Origin of the sequence: Uliginosibacterium flavum (genome assembly GCF_040566545.1) — a bacterium.
GTDB classification, from domain to species: Bacteria; Pseudomonadota; Gammaproteobacteria; order Burkholderiales; family Rhodocyclaceae; genus Uliginosibacterium; species Uliginosibacterium flavum.
Genome location: NZ_JBEWZI010000002.1, coordinates 248,646 through 264,580, shown reverse-complemented (window position 1 = coordinate 264,580; position 15,935 = coordinate 248,646). Strand labels below are relative to the sequence as shown.

Genomic DNA, 15,935 nt, shown 5'->3' with positions numbered 1-15,935 from the left:
GGTTTTTGCGGGGTGGGGTGCTGGAGAAGCAGGCCAGAGGCGGCTCTGCGGGGTGGCGTCTTCAGGCTCTATGTGGCAGGTCTGATTTTCCTGCACGCGGAAATCGATAGGTCTGAATATTCCCTCCTTTGCAAAAGGAGGCGCGGAAGAGGGAATTCGCAAGGCATGCCTTGCGCCTCTGGAGCGGGTCGGGTGTGCATACCCGACCCTCCAGGGAGGGTTCGGGCTTGGATCGCTCCCATGCTCTGCGTGGGAGCGCCTCCGCCGGCGCTCTGCGCCAGGGTTTCAACCGCCGCTGTCGCCCGCAAAACCGGACGCAGGAGCGTCCAGCATGAAGTTCCCACGCTGAGCATGGGAACGATTAAAGGGCGCTGGACTCCGGATCAAGTCCGGAATGACGGAGCGGAGGGCCGTTTCGGTATTTCCGGGGCGAACACAGGGATTACTTGCCAATCTCTTCGCCGATTTCCAGCTGGATGCCTTGCGCATTCGGCGCCAGAGCAGCCGACAAACCCTGCAGATCACCGGGGCCAGCGGTTGCGATGCCGGATTTGGAGATGCGCGCGCCGATGATGATTTTTTCGGGCAGGGCGCCGCCTGCTGCCATCAAGGTGGCCTGGCTGAAGTCAAAATCCAGCGGCAGATCGCCGGCCTTGAAACGCAGTGCGGCCAGCGGCGGGCCGCCGGCGGCGGGGCGGGCGAAGATGAACAGGATTGCCGCCGGATCAAACTGACCCTTGAACTTGCTGGCAATGCTGAGCCGTCCGCTTGCGCTCAGCGCGCTGGCCGCGGGTGCTTGCGCGGTAGAAATGGGTGGATGCGCTGGCGGCAAGGTGGGAGGGACGGCTGTCGCGGCTACCGGCAGGCCGGCACGCGCACGCGCCTCGGCGAGCATGGCTTGGGCCGAGCGGCCGATGTCGCTTTGCGGATCGACCTTGGCGAGCATTCTTTCCCACAGCACGGCGGCTTGTTTGAAGTCCTGCTTGTCGAAGGCGATGCTGCCGCCCAGGGCCAGCGCCTTGACGTTGTCTGGATCGAGTTTCAGCGCCTTGGCGACCAGCTTTTCCGGTTCGCCGGTGAGTTTGCCGGTGGCGCTGGCGAGTGCGTCGGCCCAGTCGGCGTGGGTCTGAGCGTCTTGCGGCTGCTTGCCGGCCAGCTTGGCGAAGGTGTCGCTGGCGTCCTGAAAGCGTTCCAGCACCATGTAGGAGCGGCCCAGCATGTTCAGGCCTTCCAGATCATCGGGATTGGCGGCGACCTTGGCGGCCAGCTTGGCCACCATGGCATCCATCTGCATCGGCGTGATGCCGGCGGCGGCCGGGGCGCGCACGGCTGGGTCGAGCGCCGCGGGCTGGCCCAGTACGAGGTAGAGCCCGACGGCCGCGAGCGTGACGCTCAGGCCGGTGGCGATTGCCCAACTGCGGCGTGGCGCGCTGCTGCGCACGGTTTCGGGTGCGGTGGATTCCGCCAGCGCACGGCGCGCCAGTTCATCCCGGCTTTCGGCATGGGCGGCGGCGTCGATCTGGCCGGCGGCCAGTTCGGCATCCAGCGCGGCACCTTGCTCGCGCAGGATGCGCAGCGCCGGGCTATCGGTTTCGGGCGCTGACGGTGCTGCCGGGCGGGCGTGCCACAAAGGCTGGAGCAAGAGTGCCAGCACGATCAGGGTGAGGAGTGCGGCGGCGATCAGGAAGGTACTCATGCCGGTTTGTCCGTGTGGGGTGCATCGTTATTCAGCAGGGCGTGGGCGCGCGCCAGTTCGGCGGGGTCCAGCATGGTGTCGGCGGGCGCTTTGCCACGCTGGCGCAGGCGCCAGAAGAAGGCGCCAAGGGCGCCCAGCAGCAGCAGAAAAGGCCCCAGCCACAGCAGCAGGGTGCCGGTTTGCATGGGCGGGTCGTAAAGGACGAAATCGCCGTAGCGCTCGACCATGTAATCGCGCACTTCGGCCTCGCTCTTGCCGGCGACGAGCATCTCGCGCACCTGGCGTTTCAGGTCCATGGCCAGATCGGCCTGCGATTCGGCAATCGACTGGTTCTGGCACACGAGGCAGCGCAACTGTTCTTCAAGCCGCGTGGCGCGGGCGTCTAGCGCTGCTTCGGGGCTTGCTGCGAAAGTCGTCGTTGTGAGCAGCAGGCAGAGGCCCGTGATGAATTTACGCACCTTGCAACTCCTTGATCCGTGGCAGCAATTCCTTCTCCAGCACCTCGGGCGTGACCGGGCCGATGTGCTTGTGGCGGATGCGGCCCTTGCCATCAATCAGGAAAGTCTCGGGCACACCATACACACCATAATCAATGCCCACGCGGCCTTCTGCGTCGACGATGCTCGTCGTGTAAGGGTCGCCGAATTGCTGCAGCCAGCCCAGCGCGTCGGCGCGTTTGTCCTTGTAGTTCAGGCCAACGATGGGCAGCACGCCGCGCTTGGCGAAATCGATCAGCACCGGATGCTCCTCGCGACAGGCCACGCACCAGCTGGCCCACACATTCAGCAGCCAGACCTTGCCGGCCATGTCCGCCAGCTTCAGCTGTGCCTCTGGCTGATGCAGTTGTGGCAGGGCGAAGGCCGGTGCGGGCTTGTCGATCAGCGGTGAGGGAATCTCGCGCGGATTGAGGGTCAGGCCGATGCCGAGAAAAACAATGAGGGCGATGAAAATCAGGAAGGGGCCCAGGGCGAAGCCTCTTGCGTCTCTGTGGTGGGATAGGGTGATTTTCACGGTTCAAGCGTCCCCGGTTGTGGCGTGATGTCGCGTATTTTCTGCTCGGCCGCGAAGAGAAAGCCCGGCGCGACATTCCACTGATGTCCGTCTTCCGTGATGAGCGTGACGGTCTTTTTGTTGTAACGCGTGAGAATGCCAAAAATCGTGCGGCCGTCGTTGGTTTTGAAGCCTACCCGGTCGCCAACGCTGAAATTCAACATCTGACTGTGGGTACGCACGTCTTGCAGGAAGCGCAGGCGCGTGACGACGCGACGGTTCAGGTCGATGAGTTCCGCTTCACTCAATCCGTCGATATTGAAGGCTTTCATTTCTTGCCCTGTTTGCGATAACGCCCATCCATGGCCGCGCACAGCCCGCCGATCACCATCAGCAGACAGCCCGCCCAGATCCAGCTGATGAAGGGTTTGTAGTACAGGCGCACGACCCAGCTATCCGGCCCGACGGCGTCGCCCAGCGACACATACACGTCGCGGAACAGGCCGGTATCAATCGAGGATTCGGTCATCGGCATCTGGCGCGCGGTGTAGATGCGCTTTTCCGGATGCAGCACATTGATGTGCTGGCCCTTGAGGGCGAGGCTGAGGTCCGCCTGCGCGGCGTTGTAGTTGGGGCCTTTAATTTCGCGCACGGTGTCGAGGGTGAAGTCGTAACCGGCCAGCTGGGTGCTGCTGCCGATCTTCATCGTCACATCGGCATTGCTTTCCAGCGTCTTCACCAGCGTCACGCCGATGATGAAGATGCCGATACCCAGGTGCGCCAGCCACATGCCCCACCAGCTGCCGGGAATGCCGGAGATCCGCGCCCACAGGCCGTCTTCACCCTGCACGCGCGTCCACAGAAGCTGGGCGCTGCCGGCCAGCACCCATGCCGCAAGACTGAGGCCCAGCGCGCTTCTCCACGAGGGTGAGCCGATCCACCAGGCCAGTAACCCACCAGCGAGCAGGCTCGCGCCCAGCGTCGGCAGCAGCTTGCGCAGGATCGGCGACAGGGCCTGCCCTTTCCAGCGGATGAAGGGGCCGACCACCATCAGCAGCACGACCGGTGCCATCAGCGGCACGAAGACCGCTTCGAAGTAAGGCGGGCCGACCGAGAGCTTGCCCAGGTTCAGCGCGTCCAGCAGCAGCGGATAGAGGGTGCCGAGCAGCACCGAGGCAGCGGCCACGGCGAACAGCACGTTGTTGGTGAGCAGAAAGGTTTCGCGCGAGACGTTGGCAAACTTGCCCCCGCCTTGCAGCTTCGGCGCACGCCAGGCGTAAAGCAGCAGCGAGCCACCGATCACGATGACCAGCAGGGCAAGGATGAACACGCCGCGCTTGGGGTCGGTGGCAAAAGCATGCACGCTGGTCAGCACGCCGGAGCGCACGAGGAAGGTGCCGAGCAGCGAAAGCGAGAAAGCCGAGATCGCCAGCAGCACCGTCCAGCTCTTGAAGGCGCCGCGTTTTTCGGTGACGGCCAGCGAATGGATCAGCGCCGTGCCGACCAGCCAGGGCATGAAGCTGGCGTTCTCGACCGGATCCCAGAACCACCAGCCGCCCCAGCCGAGTTCGTAATACGCCCAGCCCGAGCCGAGCATGATGCCGGCGGTGAGGAAGAGCCAGGCGGTCAGCGTCCACGGCCGCGACAGGCGCGCCCAGGCCACGTCGAACTGGCCGCCGATCAGCGCCGCGATGGCAAAGGCGAACGCCACCGAAAAGCCCACGTAACCCATGTACAGCAGCGGCGGATGAATGATCATGCCCGGATCTTGCAGCAGCGGGTTCAGGTCATTGCCTTCCATCGCGCCGGGCAGCAGGCGTTCGAAGGGGTTCGAGGTCATCAGCGTGAAGGCCAGAAAGCCCAGACTGACCAGCCCCAGCACCGCCAGCACCCGCGCCGAGAACACCTCGGGCAAACGCCGTGAGAAAGACACCGCCGCCGTCCAGCCGGTCAGCATCAGCCCCCACAGCAGCAAGGAACCTTCGTGGCTGCCCCACACGGCGGTCAGGCGATAGATCAGCGGCAACTGTGTATTGGAGTGCGCGGCGACGTAAGCCACCGAGAAATCGTTATCGACGAAGGCCCGTGCCAGACAGGCAAAGGCGATCAGCACCAGCGCGAATTGCAGGCGTGCCGCCGGGCGGGCGATGGCCATCAGCGCCGCATCGCCGCGCTGGGCGCCAATCATGGGCAGGCTGCCGAGCACCGCAGCAATGACGAAGGCGAGGATCAGAGAGAAATGGCCGAGTTCGGGAATCATGCTTCGAGGCCACAAGAAAATGATTCTGGCGTCGTTGCGGCGCCTTGCCGTACTAACTGTACTGTCTGCGGAACCACGCCTTGCCAGAACCGCTTCGTTTCACTTCGCTTCATTTTTTGCGGCCTCTCTAATTCAGGGTTTGAGCGGTTTTGTGGGCGCGGTCGATGGCGTCCTTGGCCTCGGGCGGCATGTAGTTTTCGTCGTGCTTGGCCAGCACCTCGGTGGCGACGAAAACCCCGTCTGCGCCGAGCGCGCCCTGAGCCACGGCGCCTTTGCCATCCTTGAACAGATCCGGCAGTGCGCCTTTGTAGAACACCGGCACGGTCTTGGCCGTATCCGTGATCACGAAGCGCACGCTCTGGCCGTCCGCGTCACGCGTCAGCGAACCGGCCAGCACCATGCCGCCGACGCGGAAGCTGCGGCCCTGCGGCACCTTGCCTTCGGCCACCTCGGTCGGGGTGTGGAAGAACACCAGATTGTCGTTGAAGGCGTTCAGCACCAGCGCGGTGGCGCCGCCGAGCAGGACCAGGGCGATGCCGATGAGCAGAAAACGTTTGTGGCGAGGCTTCACGTCAATCCTTTTCAATTTGCTGCAATTGGTAGAGGCGCTGCAGGCTCTGCCTCCGACGCACGCGCAGCAGCCAGAGTTCCGCGACGATCAGGATAAATGCGGCGCCGTAAGAGCCCCACACGAAAAAGCCGCGCCCGCCCATGGCGAGAAAATCGCTCAGCGAATTCCAGCTCATGCTTTTGCTCCTTTAGCGGCGATCTCGGCAGCGGCCCAGTCGGTGTGGCGTTCGCGTTCCAGAATGATGCAGCGGGCCCGGGCGAGCGTCACCGCCAGGCTGTAGAACCAGGCGGCGAAGGCCATGATCAGCATGCCCCAGAGCATGCTGCTTTCCATGCTGGACTTGGTCATGCTGACCGAGGCGCCCTGATGCAGGGTGCTCCACCATTTCACCGAGAAATGAATGATTGGCACATTCACCGCGCCGACCAGCGCGATGATCGCTCCGGCCTTGTCGGCGCGGCGCGGATCTTCAATCGAGCGGGTCAGGGCGATGAAGCCGAAGTAGAGGAAGAGCAGTAGCAACTGCGAGGTCAGGCGCGCGTCCCACACCCAGTAGGCGCCCCAGGTCGGGCGGCCCCACAGGGCGCCGCTCCACAGCGCGATGAAGCAGAACAGGGCGCCGGTCGGGGCCAGCGCCTGGGTCATGTAGAAGGACAGGCGGGTCCCGAGCCCCAGGCCGATAGCCGACCAGAAGGCCATGACAAGGTAGATGAACATGCTCATCCAGGCGGCTGCCACGTGCAGGTAAATGATGCGATAGACCTCGCCCTGCACCGCATCGGTCGGTGCGACGAAGAAGCCTAGATACAGCCCGATGATCGTGCACAGGACGGCCAGCGTGCCGAAAACCGGAATGAGTTTGCCGGCCAGTGGGTAGAAAGTCTGCGGTGAGGAAAACCTGAAGATGTTCATGGTCTTTGGCTGGATTCTCAGGGGGTGCCGCATGATACGAAGAAATCAGGGCCTTGGCGCCTTGATCTATTTCAAGTGCCGCTATTCACAGGCCAGTCGCAATGCTGCCGCGCAGGCAAACGGCGCCAGTGCCAGTGCGGCGAGGCTGCCGCCACCCAATAATGACAGGTGCGGTGCAATGCTCATGCCGCCCGCCCAGGCATCTACCGCGCCCGCGCCGAAAACCAGCACCGGCACGAACAGCGGCAGCACCAACAGGGCCAGCAGGCTGCCCGCGCCGCGCAGGCCCAGCGTCAGGGCCGCACCGATGGCGCCGATCAGCGAAAGGATCGGTGTGCCGAGTGCCAGGCTGGCAATCAGCACTTGGGTGGCGCCCGGCTCCAGCCGGTACATCAGACCCAGCAGCGGGGCGATCAGCACCAGCGGCAGGCCGGTGGCGATCCAGTGAGCAAGAATCTTGGCGCTGACCCAGATGACGGCCGGCTCGGGCGAGAGCAGCAATTGCTCCAGCACACCACTGTCGTGATCCTGTGCGAACAAACGCGGCAGGGCGAGCAGGCTGGCCAGCAGTGCGGCGACCCACACCACGCCGGGGCCGATGGCGCGCAGCTGGACCGGATCGGCGCCGACGCCAAAGGGAAACAGGCTGGCCACGATCAGGAAGAAGGCCAGGGCAACGAGCAGATCACTGCGCCCACGCCAGGCGAGGAGCAGATCCCGGCGCAGGACGGCGAGGAAGATGTTCACTTGGCGAACGCCTCCACGTCGAGCAGGCGCTCGGGGGTGCGTAAGGCGACGTCCTGATGCGAGGTGAAGATCACCGCGCCGCCACTGGCGCAATGCGCATCCAGGGTGGCGGCCAGATCAGAGACGGCGGCCGCATCCAGCGCGGTGAAGGGCTCGTCGAGAATCCACAGCGGGCGTTGCGTTTCTAGGAAGAGGCGGGCGAGGCCGACGCGACGGCGCTGGCCCTGTGACAAAACTTTACAGGGCAGCGGAAGCTGACGCTGCAGGCCGATGCGGGTCAGCGCTTCGCTGCAGGTGGCGGGGCTGGCCGGCGTGGCGGCCACCGCGCAGGCAAAGCGCAGGTTCTCGGCGGGCGTGAGCAGATCATTGAGCGCTGGAGCGTGGCCCAGATACAGCATCGCGGCGTGGAAGCTTTCGCGCTGATGCTGGATGTAGTCACCGTGCCAGCTGACGGAGCCGGCCGCGGGGGATGACAAGCCCGCCAGCAGGCGCAGCAGGCTGGTCTTGCCCATACCGTTGGCGCCGGCGATGCGCAGCAGCTCGCCGGGCTTTACGGCAAGGGCGAGGCGGTGAAAGAGCAGGCGGTCGCCGCGTTGGCAGGCGAGGTGGTGGGCTTCAAGCATGACGGGCATTCAAGCACAAGTCGGCGGGTCGAACCAGTGTGCGGCCGTATTGTTTTTGGGTGGTGCTTGAAGAGCCGCACCCAGCTTGCTTCTTGCCAATGCATGGCTGGAGAAGCCCGCGCCTCAAGCCTCTTCGGCCGTTCTTGATTCTGTGTCTGTATCACTTGTGCAGGGCAAAAAGGGACTACGTCCTTTTGGGTTCGAGAGCTCAAGAACAGCGCAGGGCTGCCGTAAGCATCCCTGTAAGCCTGTCTTGCGTAGGGTTTTCAGGGGCCCTCGCAATGCCAGAAACAGGGCTGTGATCCGAGGCGGCGCCGTGGGGTTCCGAGCGGAGCGATCAGAATTTTCGGAGAGAAATAATGTCCATCACCCGCAAGATTTTTTTGCTGATCTGTGTGGCTCTGGCCAGTTGTGGCGTCATTTTCGGGGCGGCCCTGACGGGTTTGTCGCGAATGCAGGCGGCCGCAGGGTCGGCAGAGCCGCAGGCAGTGCAGGCCGCATTTTCGTCAGCGCGCAGTTTGACGATGGTGGCGCTGGTGGTGGGCGTCGTGGTGATTCTGGGCCTGGGCTACCTGCTCTGGCGCTCGCTGATCCAGCCCTTGCAGCGCATGCAGGAAACCATTTCTCACGCGGCGGACAAACTGGACTTCACCGCGACGGCCAACATCAGCGCCAACGACGAAATCGGACAATCCCTGAGCGCCTATAACCGCCTGCTGGAAAGTCTGCGCAAGAGTTTTGTCGCCATTCAGGAGTCCACGACGCGCATGCTGGACGTGACTGAAGAGGTTGATGTGTCTTCGCGCAAGATTGCACGCAACTCGCAGATCCAGAGCGATGCCTCGGCCAACATGGCGGCGGCTGTGGAGGAGATGACCGTCAGTATTTCCATTGTGGCGCAGCAAGCCCAGGACGCCGATCACCATACGCAGGATTCCCGGAATATCGCCGAGCAGAGTTCCGGCGCGATCATGAATACGGTGGACGGGATTCGGACGATTTCCGACTCCGTGGGGGAGGCCGCCGCGCGCATCAAGACGCTGCGCGTCGATTGCGACAGCATCTCGGCGATGGCCGGGATCATTCATGAGATTGCGGATCAGACCAATTTGCTGGCTTTGAACGCGGCTATCGAGGCGGCGCGGGCCGGCGAACAGGGCCGTGGTTTCGCAGTGGTGGCGGATGAGGTGCGCAAGCTGGCCGAGCGCACCACCAAATCCACGCAGGACATCAGTGCCTTGGTCCTGCGCATGCAGGACAGCGCGCGATCCGCCGTCGACAGCATGGTTAAAACCGAGCAAGCCGTTGGTCTCGGCGTGGTCAATGCCCAGCAGGCGGGTGAGTCGATTGATCGCATCAAGGCGGGTTCGGTAGCTGCGGCCGGGGTGGTGGAGGATATTGCCGGCGCGATTCGCGAGCAGCAGACGGCGAGCACCCAGATTGCCCAGAACATCGAACAGATCGCCCAGATGAGCGAGCAGAACTCTGCCGCTGCAGGTGCTTCCGCCACGGCGGTGAGTCGCATTTCGCAAGCCGGGCGCGAGATTGCTCAGTCGCTGTCCTTGTACAAGGTGGATAACAGTCGCCGCGTGATCGAACTGCGCGTGGCTGATATTCATGGCGATGAGCACCCGGCGGTGCGTGCGGTGCGCGCGATGGCAGAGCTGATCGAGCAGCGCTCGGACGGGCGCATGAAGATGAAGATCATGTCCAAAGGCTCTTTCGGTGCTGAGAAAGAAGCGCTGGAGCAGATCAAGAATGGTGGCCTGGACATGACGCGCACCATGCTCTCCAGTCTGAACAAGGACTGCCCGGCCACGGTGGTACCGGCCATGCCTTTCCTCTTCCGTTCCATTGATCACATGCAAAAAGCCATGGATGGCGCGCCGGGCCAACAGATTCTGGCCTCCTGTGCGGCAGGTGGCTTTGTAGGTCTGGGTTTTTATGACAGTGGTGCGCGTTCGATCTATGCCAACAAGGCGGTCAAGTCGATTGCCGACATGCGCGGCATCAAGCTGCGCGTGCCGCCGTCAGACTTGTGGATCGCGATCGCCAATGCCATGGGCGCGCGGGCTACGCCGATGGCGCTCGATGAAATCATCTCGGGGCAACGCATGGGTCTGGTGGATGCGGCAGAGAACAACCTGCCTTCCTATGAAGGCTTCAAGCATTCCGAGGTCTTCAAGTATTTCTCCTTTACCGAGCACTCGATGTCGCCGGACATTCTGGTGTTCTCCAGGAAGCGTTGGGAGTCTTTGGCCGAAGAGGATCGCAAGATCATTGCCGATGCGGCCCGTGAATCGGTTGGTATCATGCGGCGCTTCTGGAAGGAGCGCGAAGAGCAGGCCAGCCGGGCCGTCAGTGCAGCCGGCTCGATCTTCGTGCGCGATGTCGACAAGGCTTCTTTCGAGCGGGCGATGAAGCCGGTCTACGACAAATTCATTACCACCGCCGACCAACGCACCTTGATGCAGGCTATCCAGGCCATTCGCTAAGCATCGCATCAAGCCTCACAACCCAATCACGGCCACGCATGCAGATGCGTGGCCGTGACGTTTTTATGAACGGCCTACGTCCTTTAGGGCGCTATGGGTCTTTGTGGCAATTGGGTAGCATCGCTGCGGCAGCGCACGCTGCCCACGCCATATGACCCGGAGGAATTCGTCCATGAAGTTCGCTCTTACTGGCATCGCCCTGGCTATCGCCAGCCTGATTGCAGGTGCAGCCCAGGCTGCCCCGGCACCGATCAATCTGCGCGTCGTGACCCCATTCGCTACGGGTCATATCCTGGCTGATACAGCCGTCAAGTTCAAACAGGAGCTGGAAGCCCGTGCGCCGCATATCACGGTAACGATCCAGACCAGCGTGCTCAACGAACAGACGATCGATCCGGCTTTCCAGAAATGTGCGGCGGCGGATCGCGTCGGTGAAGTGTTGTTGACCGGCGGTCAGCCGATCCAGGACTACGCGCCAGCCTATTTTTTCTTTAATGGCCCGTATGTGATCCGCGATTTTCCGCATCTGCAGGAAGTCTGGGAAAGCAAGATCGGCGACAGTCTGGTCAAACTGCTCGAGTCCGAGGGCAAGATGGTGGCATTCGATCCGGTCTATCGCGGTTTTCGTCAGTTCACGGCCAATAAACCGATCAACACGCCGGCCGACTTTCAGGGCATGAAGTTGCGTCTGCCGCCAGTGCCGGACTGGATTTCGGTCTGGCAATCCTTGGGCGTGGTGCCCGTGCAGGTGCCGTTGCCTGGCATCTATGAGGCGCTCAAGACCGGGGCCGCCGAAGCTTCGGAAGGCGATCTCACCCAGATCAAATCGCTGAAACTCTACGAAGTGCAAAGTCAGCTGATCATGACCAATCACCTGGTTGGTTTCGGTATGCAGATGGCCAATGCCTGCTTCTATCGCCAGGAACTTTCCAAGGGCGATCAGAGCAAGGTGCGTCTGGCGCTCAAGAAAGCCGCGCAATGGGGCACGCGTACCATTCAGGATCGCGAAGCGAGTTTGCTGGCTGAACTGCAGGCCTCCGGCATGAAGATCGTCACGCCGGACGCCGCCGCAATCCGTACAGCGGCAGAACCTGCCATCAATCAGTTGTTTGCCAGCAAGTGGACCGTCACGACCTGGAAGAAAGTGCTGGATCAATAACAACTTGCAACAACAGGCCGGAGAGGCGCGCGCGACGCTCCTCTCCGGCCTGCCTGTCTGTAAAGCCAATCCCCGCGCGGCTTGCGGAGGGTGCTCTGATACAAGCCCGTTTCGGCAAGTGCGCGGCAGCATCCGTGGCGACGTCTAAATGCTTGAAATTTGACTGACAACTTGCCGCGAAGACGGCTTGATGTCGCTGCTTGACAGCGGGATCGGCATTGCCTACCTTCCGCTTTCTGGGTGATTTTATAAGAGTTTTTCTTACAAAAACTCAGAGAGGTGGGGCAGCAGTCCTCACTCAAAAAAAACAGTGAGGAGACACAATGCGTAGCAAGATTCTGGGCGGCTTGGCCGTCATGTTGCTGGCGGCAAACGCCCAGGCAGCCACCGATTACCCCACTGGTTACACCAAGTGCGCCAAGGAAGGTGCTGCTTGCAGCATGACCGGCACGCGCCAGGTGGCTTTGGGTAAATCAGGCGTTTTCGTGTATGCGACGCTGACCGGCAACTTCACCTGCCAGGCTTCGCTGTTCCCCGCCAGCTCGGTTACGGGTACGCGCTACTGCTCTTACGCTGCGACGACATCTTCGTCCTCGTCCTCGTCTTCTTCATCCTCCAGCTCAAGCTCAAGCAGCTCGTCGAGCAGCTCCAGCAGCAGTTCGAGTTCATCTTCCTCAAGCAGCAGCTCCAGTTCGTCGTCGAGCAGCAGCTCCAGCAGCGGCGGCACGACCGGCAAATATGTCGAAAAGCTGGATCGCGGCGTGGTTGCCGTTCCCGCTGCCAGTGGCATGCTGGTGAGCTGGCGTTTGCTGGGCACCGAGTCCGCGAGCACCGGCTTCAACGTCTATCGGGGTACGGTCAAACTCAACAGCAGCCCGATCACCACCAGCACCAACTACAACGACACGACTGGCAGCACCGGTTCGGCCTATACGATCAAGGCCGTCCTGAACGGCGCTGAGCAGACCGGCAGCGGCAGCAGTGCCATGGTCTTTGCCAACCCCTATCTGAGCATTCCGATCAGCAAGCCCGCTGGCGGCACGACACCGGATGGCGTGGCCTATACCTACGAAGCCAACGACGGTACGCCAGCAGATCTGGACGGCGACGGTCAGTATGAAATCGTGCTCAAGTGGGCGCCGACCAATGCCAAGGACAACTCCCTGTCCGGTTACACCGGCAATACCTTTATCGATGCCTACAAACTCAACGGCACCCGCCTGTGGCGTATCGATCTGGGCAAGAATATCCGCGCCGGCGCGCACTACACCCAGATGGTTGTGTATGACCTGGATAGCGATGGCAAGGCCGAAGTCATGCTGAAGACGGCCGATGGCACGAAGGACGGCAAGGGCGTGGTGATCGGCAGCAGCAGTGCTGACTACCGCACGAGCGCGGGCTACATCCTCTCCGGCCCGGAATTCCTGACAGTGTTCAACGGCGCTACCGGCGCCGCGATGGCCACCACCAACTATCTGCCGGCGCGTGGCACGGTCAGCAGCTGGGGTGACTCTTACGGGAATCGCGTCGACCGCTTTCTTGCCGGCGTCGCCTATCTGGATGGCAGCAAGCCCTCGGCCGTGTTCGCGCGCGGCTACTATACCCGTGCAGTATTGGTCGCTTGGGACTGGCGCAACGGAGCGCTGACCCAGCGCTGGACGCATGACAGCCCGACCAAGGATGTTGGTGCCTATGGTCAAGGCGCGCACTATTTCACCGTGGGCGACGTGAATAAGGATGGCAAGGACGATATCGTCTACGGCGCAGCCACCATCGGCAGCGACGGCAAGCTGCTCTATCGCACAGGCCTGGGCCATGGCGATGCCATCCATATGAGCGACCTTGATCCGAACCACAGTGGTCAGGAAGTGTTCATGGTGCATGAGGAAACCGGTGCCGCCTACGGCATGGAGATGCACGATGCCGCCACCGGCAAGATCCTGTGGGGCGTGAAGACAGGCGTGGATACCGGTCGCGGCATGTGCGCGGATATCGATCCGGCCTTCCCTGGCTATGAGTGCTGGTCCAGCGTGGGCGGCGTGTATAGCGCCACCGGCGTGTCGATCAGCAGCTCGCGTCCGAGCATCAACTTCGGTATCTGGTGGGACGGCGATCTGTCGCGCGAACTGCTCGATGGTGTGAAAATCGATAAGTGGACGCCGTCTTCATCCAGCGTCACGCGTCTGGTCACGGGCGCCAATGCGGGTTCCAATAACGGCACCAAGGCCAACCCGGTAATTTCCGCCGATCTGTTCGGCGACTGGCGCGAAGAGGTCATCTGGCGCAACACGGATAACAGCGCTCTGCTGATCTATTCGACCGGCATTCCGACCAGCTACCGCTTCCCCACGTTGATGCACGACACCCAGTATCGCGTGCAGGTCGCGGGCCAGAACATGGCCTACAACCAGCCCCCGCACCCGAGTTTCTTCCTTGGCAATGGCATGGGGGCTGTCGCGCTGCCGGCCGTGCGTACTCCGTGAACGCACGGAAGTCCTTGTTTCGAAAGAGGCCGCAGATTGCGGCCTCTTTTATTTTTTGTGCACAAGACACCAGAATTCACTAGGCGCTTGCCGGCTTCTCATGCACACTGCGCAGCCTGTGGCATGTGTTCCAGTCTCCCCGCCACTGTCTGTCGCAGCCTCTGCTGCTCTCAGTAATTCACACGAACCTGCTTCGTCCTCCTCGACTGGAGCCGTGCCCTTAAGGCAGCGGCTGGTCGACGCAGCTCTCAGATTGAGAGAAAAATGTCCTTTGCATCCCTCGGGCTCATCGAGCCCCTCGTCCGCGCCGTTGCCGAGCGCGGTTATTCCGTTCCTACGCCCATTCAGACCCAAGCCATTCCGGCGGTTCTGAACGGTGGCGACCTGCTCGCCGGCGCCCAGACCGGCACCGGCAAGACCGCCGGTTTTGTTCTGCCGATTCTGCAGCGCTTGCACGACACTCCGGCGCGCAAGCCCGGCGCGATCCGTGTCCTGATTCTCACCCCGACGCGCGAACTCGCGGCGCAGGTGGAGGAATCTGTGCGCCACTACGGCGTGCACATGCCCTTCAAGTCGATGATGATGTTCGGCGGCGTGTCCATCAATCCGCAGATCACCCAGCTCAAGCGCGGCGTCGACATCCTCGTTGCCACGCCGGGCCGTTTGCTTGATCACGTGCAGCAGAAGACGGTGGATCTGTCCGCCGTCGAAATTCTGGTGCTGGACGAAGCCGACCGCATGCTCGACATGGGTTTCATCCGTGACATCAAGCGCGTGCTGGCCTTGCTGCCGCGTCAGCGTCAGAACCTGTTGTTCTCGGCGACCTTCTCCGAAGAGATCAAGACCCTGGCCGATGGCCTGCTGAACAAGCCGGCGATGATCGAAGTCGCGCGTCGCAACGCCACGGTCGAAGCCATCACCCAGCGCGTCATGCTGGTGCCGCAGTCGTCCAAGCGTCACCTGCTGGCCCACCTGATCAGCGAAAAGGCCTGGTTCCAGGTGCTGGTGTTTGCCCGCACCAAGCACGGCGCCAACCGCCTCGCCGAGCAATTGACCAAGGGCGGCATTCCGTCGCTGGCGATTCACGGCAACAAGAGCCAGAACGCCCGTACCCGCGCACTCGCCGAATTCAAGAGCGGCGATCTGCAGGTGCTGGTGGCGACTGATATCGCGGCGCGCGGCATCGACATTTCCGAATTGCCGCATGTGGTGAATTTCGAACTGCCGAACGTGCCGGAAGATTACGTGCACCGCATCGGTCGTACCGGCCGTGCCGGCTCGACGGGCGAGGCGCTGTCGCTGGTGTCGCCGGATGAAACCCAGTTCCTCACGGATATCGAAAAGCTCATCAAGCGCAAGATCGAACGCGTGGCACTGCCCGAGTTCGTGATTCCTGAAGGTGCGGCCAACGAAAGCGAAGCCCGCGCGCCGCGTCAGCCGCAGGGCCGTGGTCGTCAGGGTCAAGGTCAGGGCCAGCGGCGTGAAGGTGGCGAGGCCAGTGCGCCGCGCAGCCGCTCCGGTAATGGCTCTTCAGGCCGCTCCTCTGGCCAGCCGCGTGCAGCGGGCTCCGGCGAAGGTCGCGCCCCGCAGGGCGAGGCCCGTCGTAGTTCTGCAGGTGGTGGTGCTGGACAAGGCCGTGGCACGGGCGCCTCCGGGCAGCCACGTCGCTCAGGTCCGTCCGGTGCGGCTTCCGGGCAGGCTCGCAGTGGCTCGTCGCAAGGCGCCAATGGCCGTCCGCAACGCAGCAATGCGCCGCGCGGCGAAGCCAACGGCAATGTCGCCCGCCCGGCACGTGAAGTGAATGGCAATGTGCACGCCCAGCCGCGTCGCGAAGCCGACGGCAATCGTGCCCAACCGGCACGCAGCGGTGACGCACCGAGCGGTTTGCGCGGTGCGTTCTCACGCGGCATCAGCGCCCTGCGTCGTCTCGGCGATTAAGATAAGTTCATCCCGGTTCGCGCCGGGCTGTACGTCACAAGGGCCGCAATTGCGGCCCTTG

Annotated in this window: 14 protein-coding genes; 4 read left to right on the top strand and 10 right to left on the bottom strand. The window is 62.7% G+C overall.

The genetic code is table 11. The features are described from left to right. Window positions 1-442 precede the first annotated feature (442 nt). The 10 genes from ccmI to ccmA all read right to left on the bottom strand — a co-directional run bounded on the left by ccmI (window position 443) and on the right by ccmA (window position 7,799). Entirely contained in the window at window positions 443-1,696 is a 1,254-nt protein-coding gene (gene ccmI / locus ABXR19_RS02900) for a c-type cytochrome biogenesis protein CcmI (RefSeq protein ID WP_354599579.1), read from the bottom strand. Beyond that, window positions 1,693-2,154, bottom strand: coding sequence for a cytochrome c-type biogenesis protein (locus ABXR19_RS02895; RefSeq protein WP_354599578.1), 462 nt, complete (start codon window positions 2,152-2,154; stop codon window positions 1,693-1,695). Before ABXR19_RS02895 ends, ccmI begins: the two co-directional genes overlap by 4 nt. Then, the gene (locus tag ABXR19_RS02890) at window positions 2,147-2,701 is read right to left on the bottom strand and encodes a DsbE family thiol:disulfide interchange protein (protein ID WP_354599667.1); all 555 of its coding nucleotides are present in this window, start codon (window positions 2,699-2,701) and stop codon (window positions 2,147-2,149) included. The genes ABXR19_RS02895 and ABXR19_RS02890 overlap by 8 nt, the downstream gene beginning before the upstream one ends. Window positions 2,702-2,703: 2 nt before the next feature. Further along, window positions 2,704-3,018, bottom strand: a complete 315-nt coding sequence (locus ABXR19_RS02885) for a hypothetical protein (protein WP_354599577.1) — start codon at window positions 3,016-3,018, stop codon at window positions 2,704-2,706. Further along, a complete protein-coding gene (locus ABXR19_RS02880; protein WP_354599576.1) occupies window positions 3,015-4,946 on the bottom strand; it encodes a heme lyase CcmF/NrfE family subunit in 1,932 nt (643 codons plus the stop codon). The genes ABXR19_RS02885 and ABXR19_RS02880 overlap by 4 nt, the downstream gene beginning before the upstream one ends. 127 nt (window positions 4,947-5,073) lie before the next feature. Further along, entirely contained in the window at window positions 5,074-5,517 is a 444-nt protein-coding gene (gene ccmE / locus ABXR19_RS02875) for a cytochrome c maturation protein CcmE (RefSeq protein ID WP_354599575.1), read from the bottom strand. 1 nt (window position 5,518) lies between these two features. After that, complete coding sequence (ccmD, locus tag ABXR19_RS02870) at window positions 5,519-5,692, bottom strand: heme exporter protein CcmD (protein ID WP_354599574.1); 174 nt, start codon at window positions 5,690-5,692, stop codon at window positions 5,519-5,521. Further along, window positions 5,689-6,429 carry a heme ABC transporter permease CcmC gene (gene ccmC / locus ABXR19_RS02865; protein ID WP_354599573.1) on the bottom strand — a complete coding sequence of 247 codons (741 nt, stop codon included), beginning with the start codon at window positions 6,427-6,429 and terminating at the stop codon, window positions 5,689-5,691. Before ccmC ends, ccmD begins: the two co-directional genes overlap by 4 nt. An 81-nt stretch (window positions 6,430-6,510) precedes the next feature. Next, the gene (ccmB, locus tag ABXR19_RS02860) at window positions 6,511-7,176 is read right to left on the bottom strand and encodes a heme exporter protein CcmB (protein WP_354599572.1); all 666 of its coding nucleotides are present in this window, start codon (window positions 7,174-7,176) and stop codon (window positions 6,511-6,513) included. Further along, a complete protein-coding gene (gene ccmA, locus ABXR19_RS02855; protein ID WP_354599571.1) occupies window positions 7,173-7,799 on the bottom strand; it encodes a cytochrome c biogenesis heme-transporting ATPase CcmA in 627 nt (208 codons plus the stop codon). The genes ccmB and ccmA overlap by 4 nt, the downstream gene beginning before the upstream one ends. 359 nt (window positions 7,800-8,158) lie before the next feature. On the opposite strand from ccmA, the gene dctP reads away from it, so the two are divergent. The 4 genes from dctP (at window position 8,159) to ABXR19_RS02835 (ending at window position 15,874) form a co-directional block, all read left to right on the top strand. After that, window positions 8,159-10,294: a TRAP transporter substrate-binding protein DctP gene (gene dctP / locus ABXR19_RS02850; RefSeq protein ID WP_354599570.1), complete on the top strand. Its 2,136-nt coding sequence runs from the start codon at window positions 8,159-8,161 to the stop codon at window positions 10,292-10,294. A gap of 172 nt (window positions 10,295-10,466) precedes the next feature. Beyond that, on the top strand, window positions 10,467-11,453 hold the full coding sequence (locus ABXR19_RS02845; protein WP_354599569.1) for a TRAP transporter substrate-binding protein: 987 nt from the start codon (window positions 10,467-10,469) through the stop codon (window positions 11,451-11,453). A 323-nt stretch (window positions 11,454-11,776) separates the two neighbouring features. Beyond that, window positions 11,777-13,936 carry a rhamnogalacturonan lyase gene (locus ABXR19_RS02840; protein ID WP_354599568.1) on the top strand — a complete coding sequence of 720 codons (2,160 nt, stop codon included), beginning with the start codon at window positions 11,777-11,779 and terminating at the stop codon, window positions 13,934-13,936. Window positions 13,937-14,200: 264 nt separating this feature from the next. After that, window positions 14,201-15,874, top strand: a complete 1,674-nt coding sequence (locus ABXR19_RS02835) for a DEAD/DEAH box helicase (protein ID WP_354599567.1) — start codon at window positions 14,201-14,203, stop codon at window positions 15,872-15,874. Window positions 15,875-15,935 lie beyond the last annotated feature (61 nt).

Bases quoted from the DNA above. Each gene is read 5' to 3' on its own strand.
- ccmA (WP_354599571.1), bottom strand. From the start codon at position 7,799: ATGCTTGAAGCCCACCACCTCGCCTGCCAACGCGGCGACCGCCTGCTC.
- ccmI (WP_354599579.1), bottom strand. From the start codon at position 1,696: ATGAGTACCTTCCTGATCGCCGCCGCACTCCTCACCCTGATCGTGCTG.
- dctP (WP_354599570.1), top strand. From the start codon at position 8,159: ATGTCCATCACCCGCAAGATTTTTTTGCTGATCTGTGTGGCTCTGGCC.
- ABXR19_RS02885 (WP_354599577.1), bottom strand. From the start codon at position 3,018: ATGAAAGCCTTCAATATCGACGGATTGAGTGAAGCGGAACTCATCGAC.
- ccmD (WP_354599574.1), bottom strand. From the start codon at position 5,692: ATGAGCTGGAATTCGCTGAGCGATTTTCTCGCCATGGGCGGGCGCGGC.
- ABXR19_RS02845 (WP_354599569.1), top strand. From the start codon at position 10,467: ATGAAGTTCGCTCTTACTGGCATCGCCCTGGCTATCGCCAGCCTGATT.
- ABXR19_RS02835 (WP_354599567.1), top strand. From the start codon at position 14,201: ATGTCCTTTGCATCCCTCGGGCTCATCGAGCCCCTCGTCCGCGCCGTT.
- ABXR19_RS02880 (WP_354599576.1), bottom strand. From the start codon at position 4,946: ATGATTCCCGAACTCGGCCATTTCTCTCTGATCCTCGCCTTCGTCATT.
- ccmC (WP_354599573.1), bottom strand. From the start codon at position 6,429: ATGAACATCTTCAGGTTTTCCTCACCGCAGACTTTCTACCCACTGGCC.
- ABXR19_RS02840 (WP_354599568.1), top strand. From the start codon at position 11,777: ATGCGTAGCAAGATTCTGGGCGGCTTGGCCGTCATGTTGCTGGCGGCA.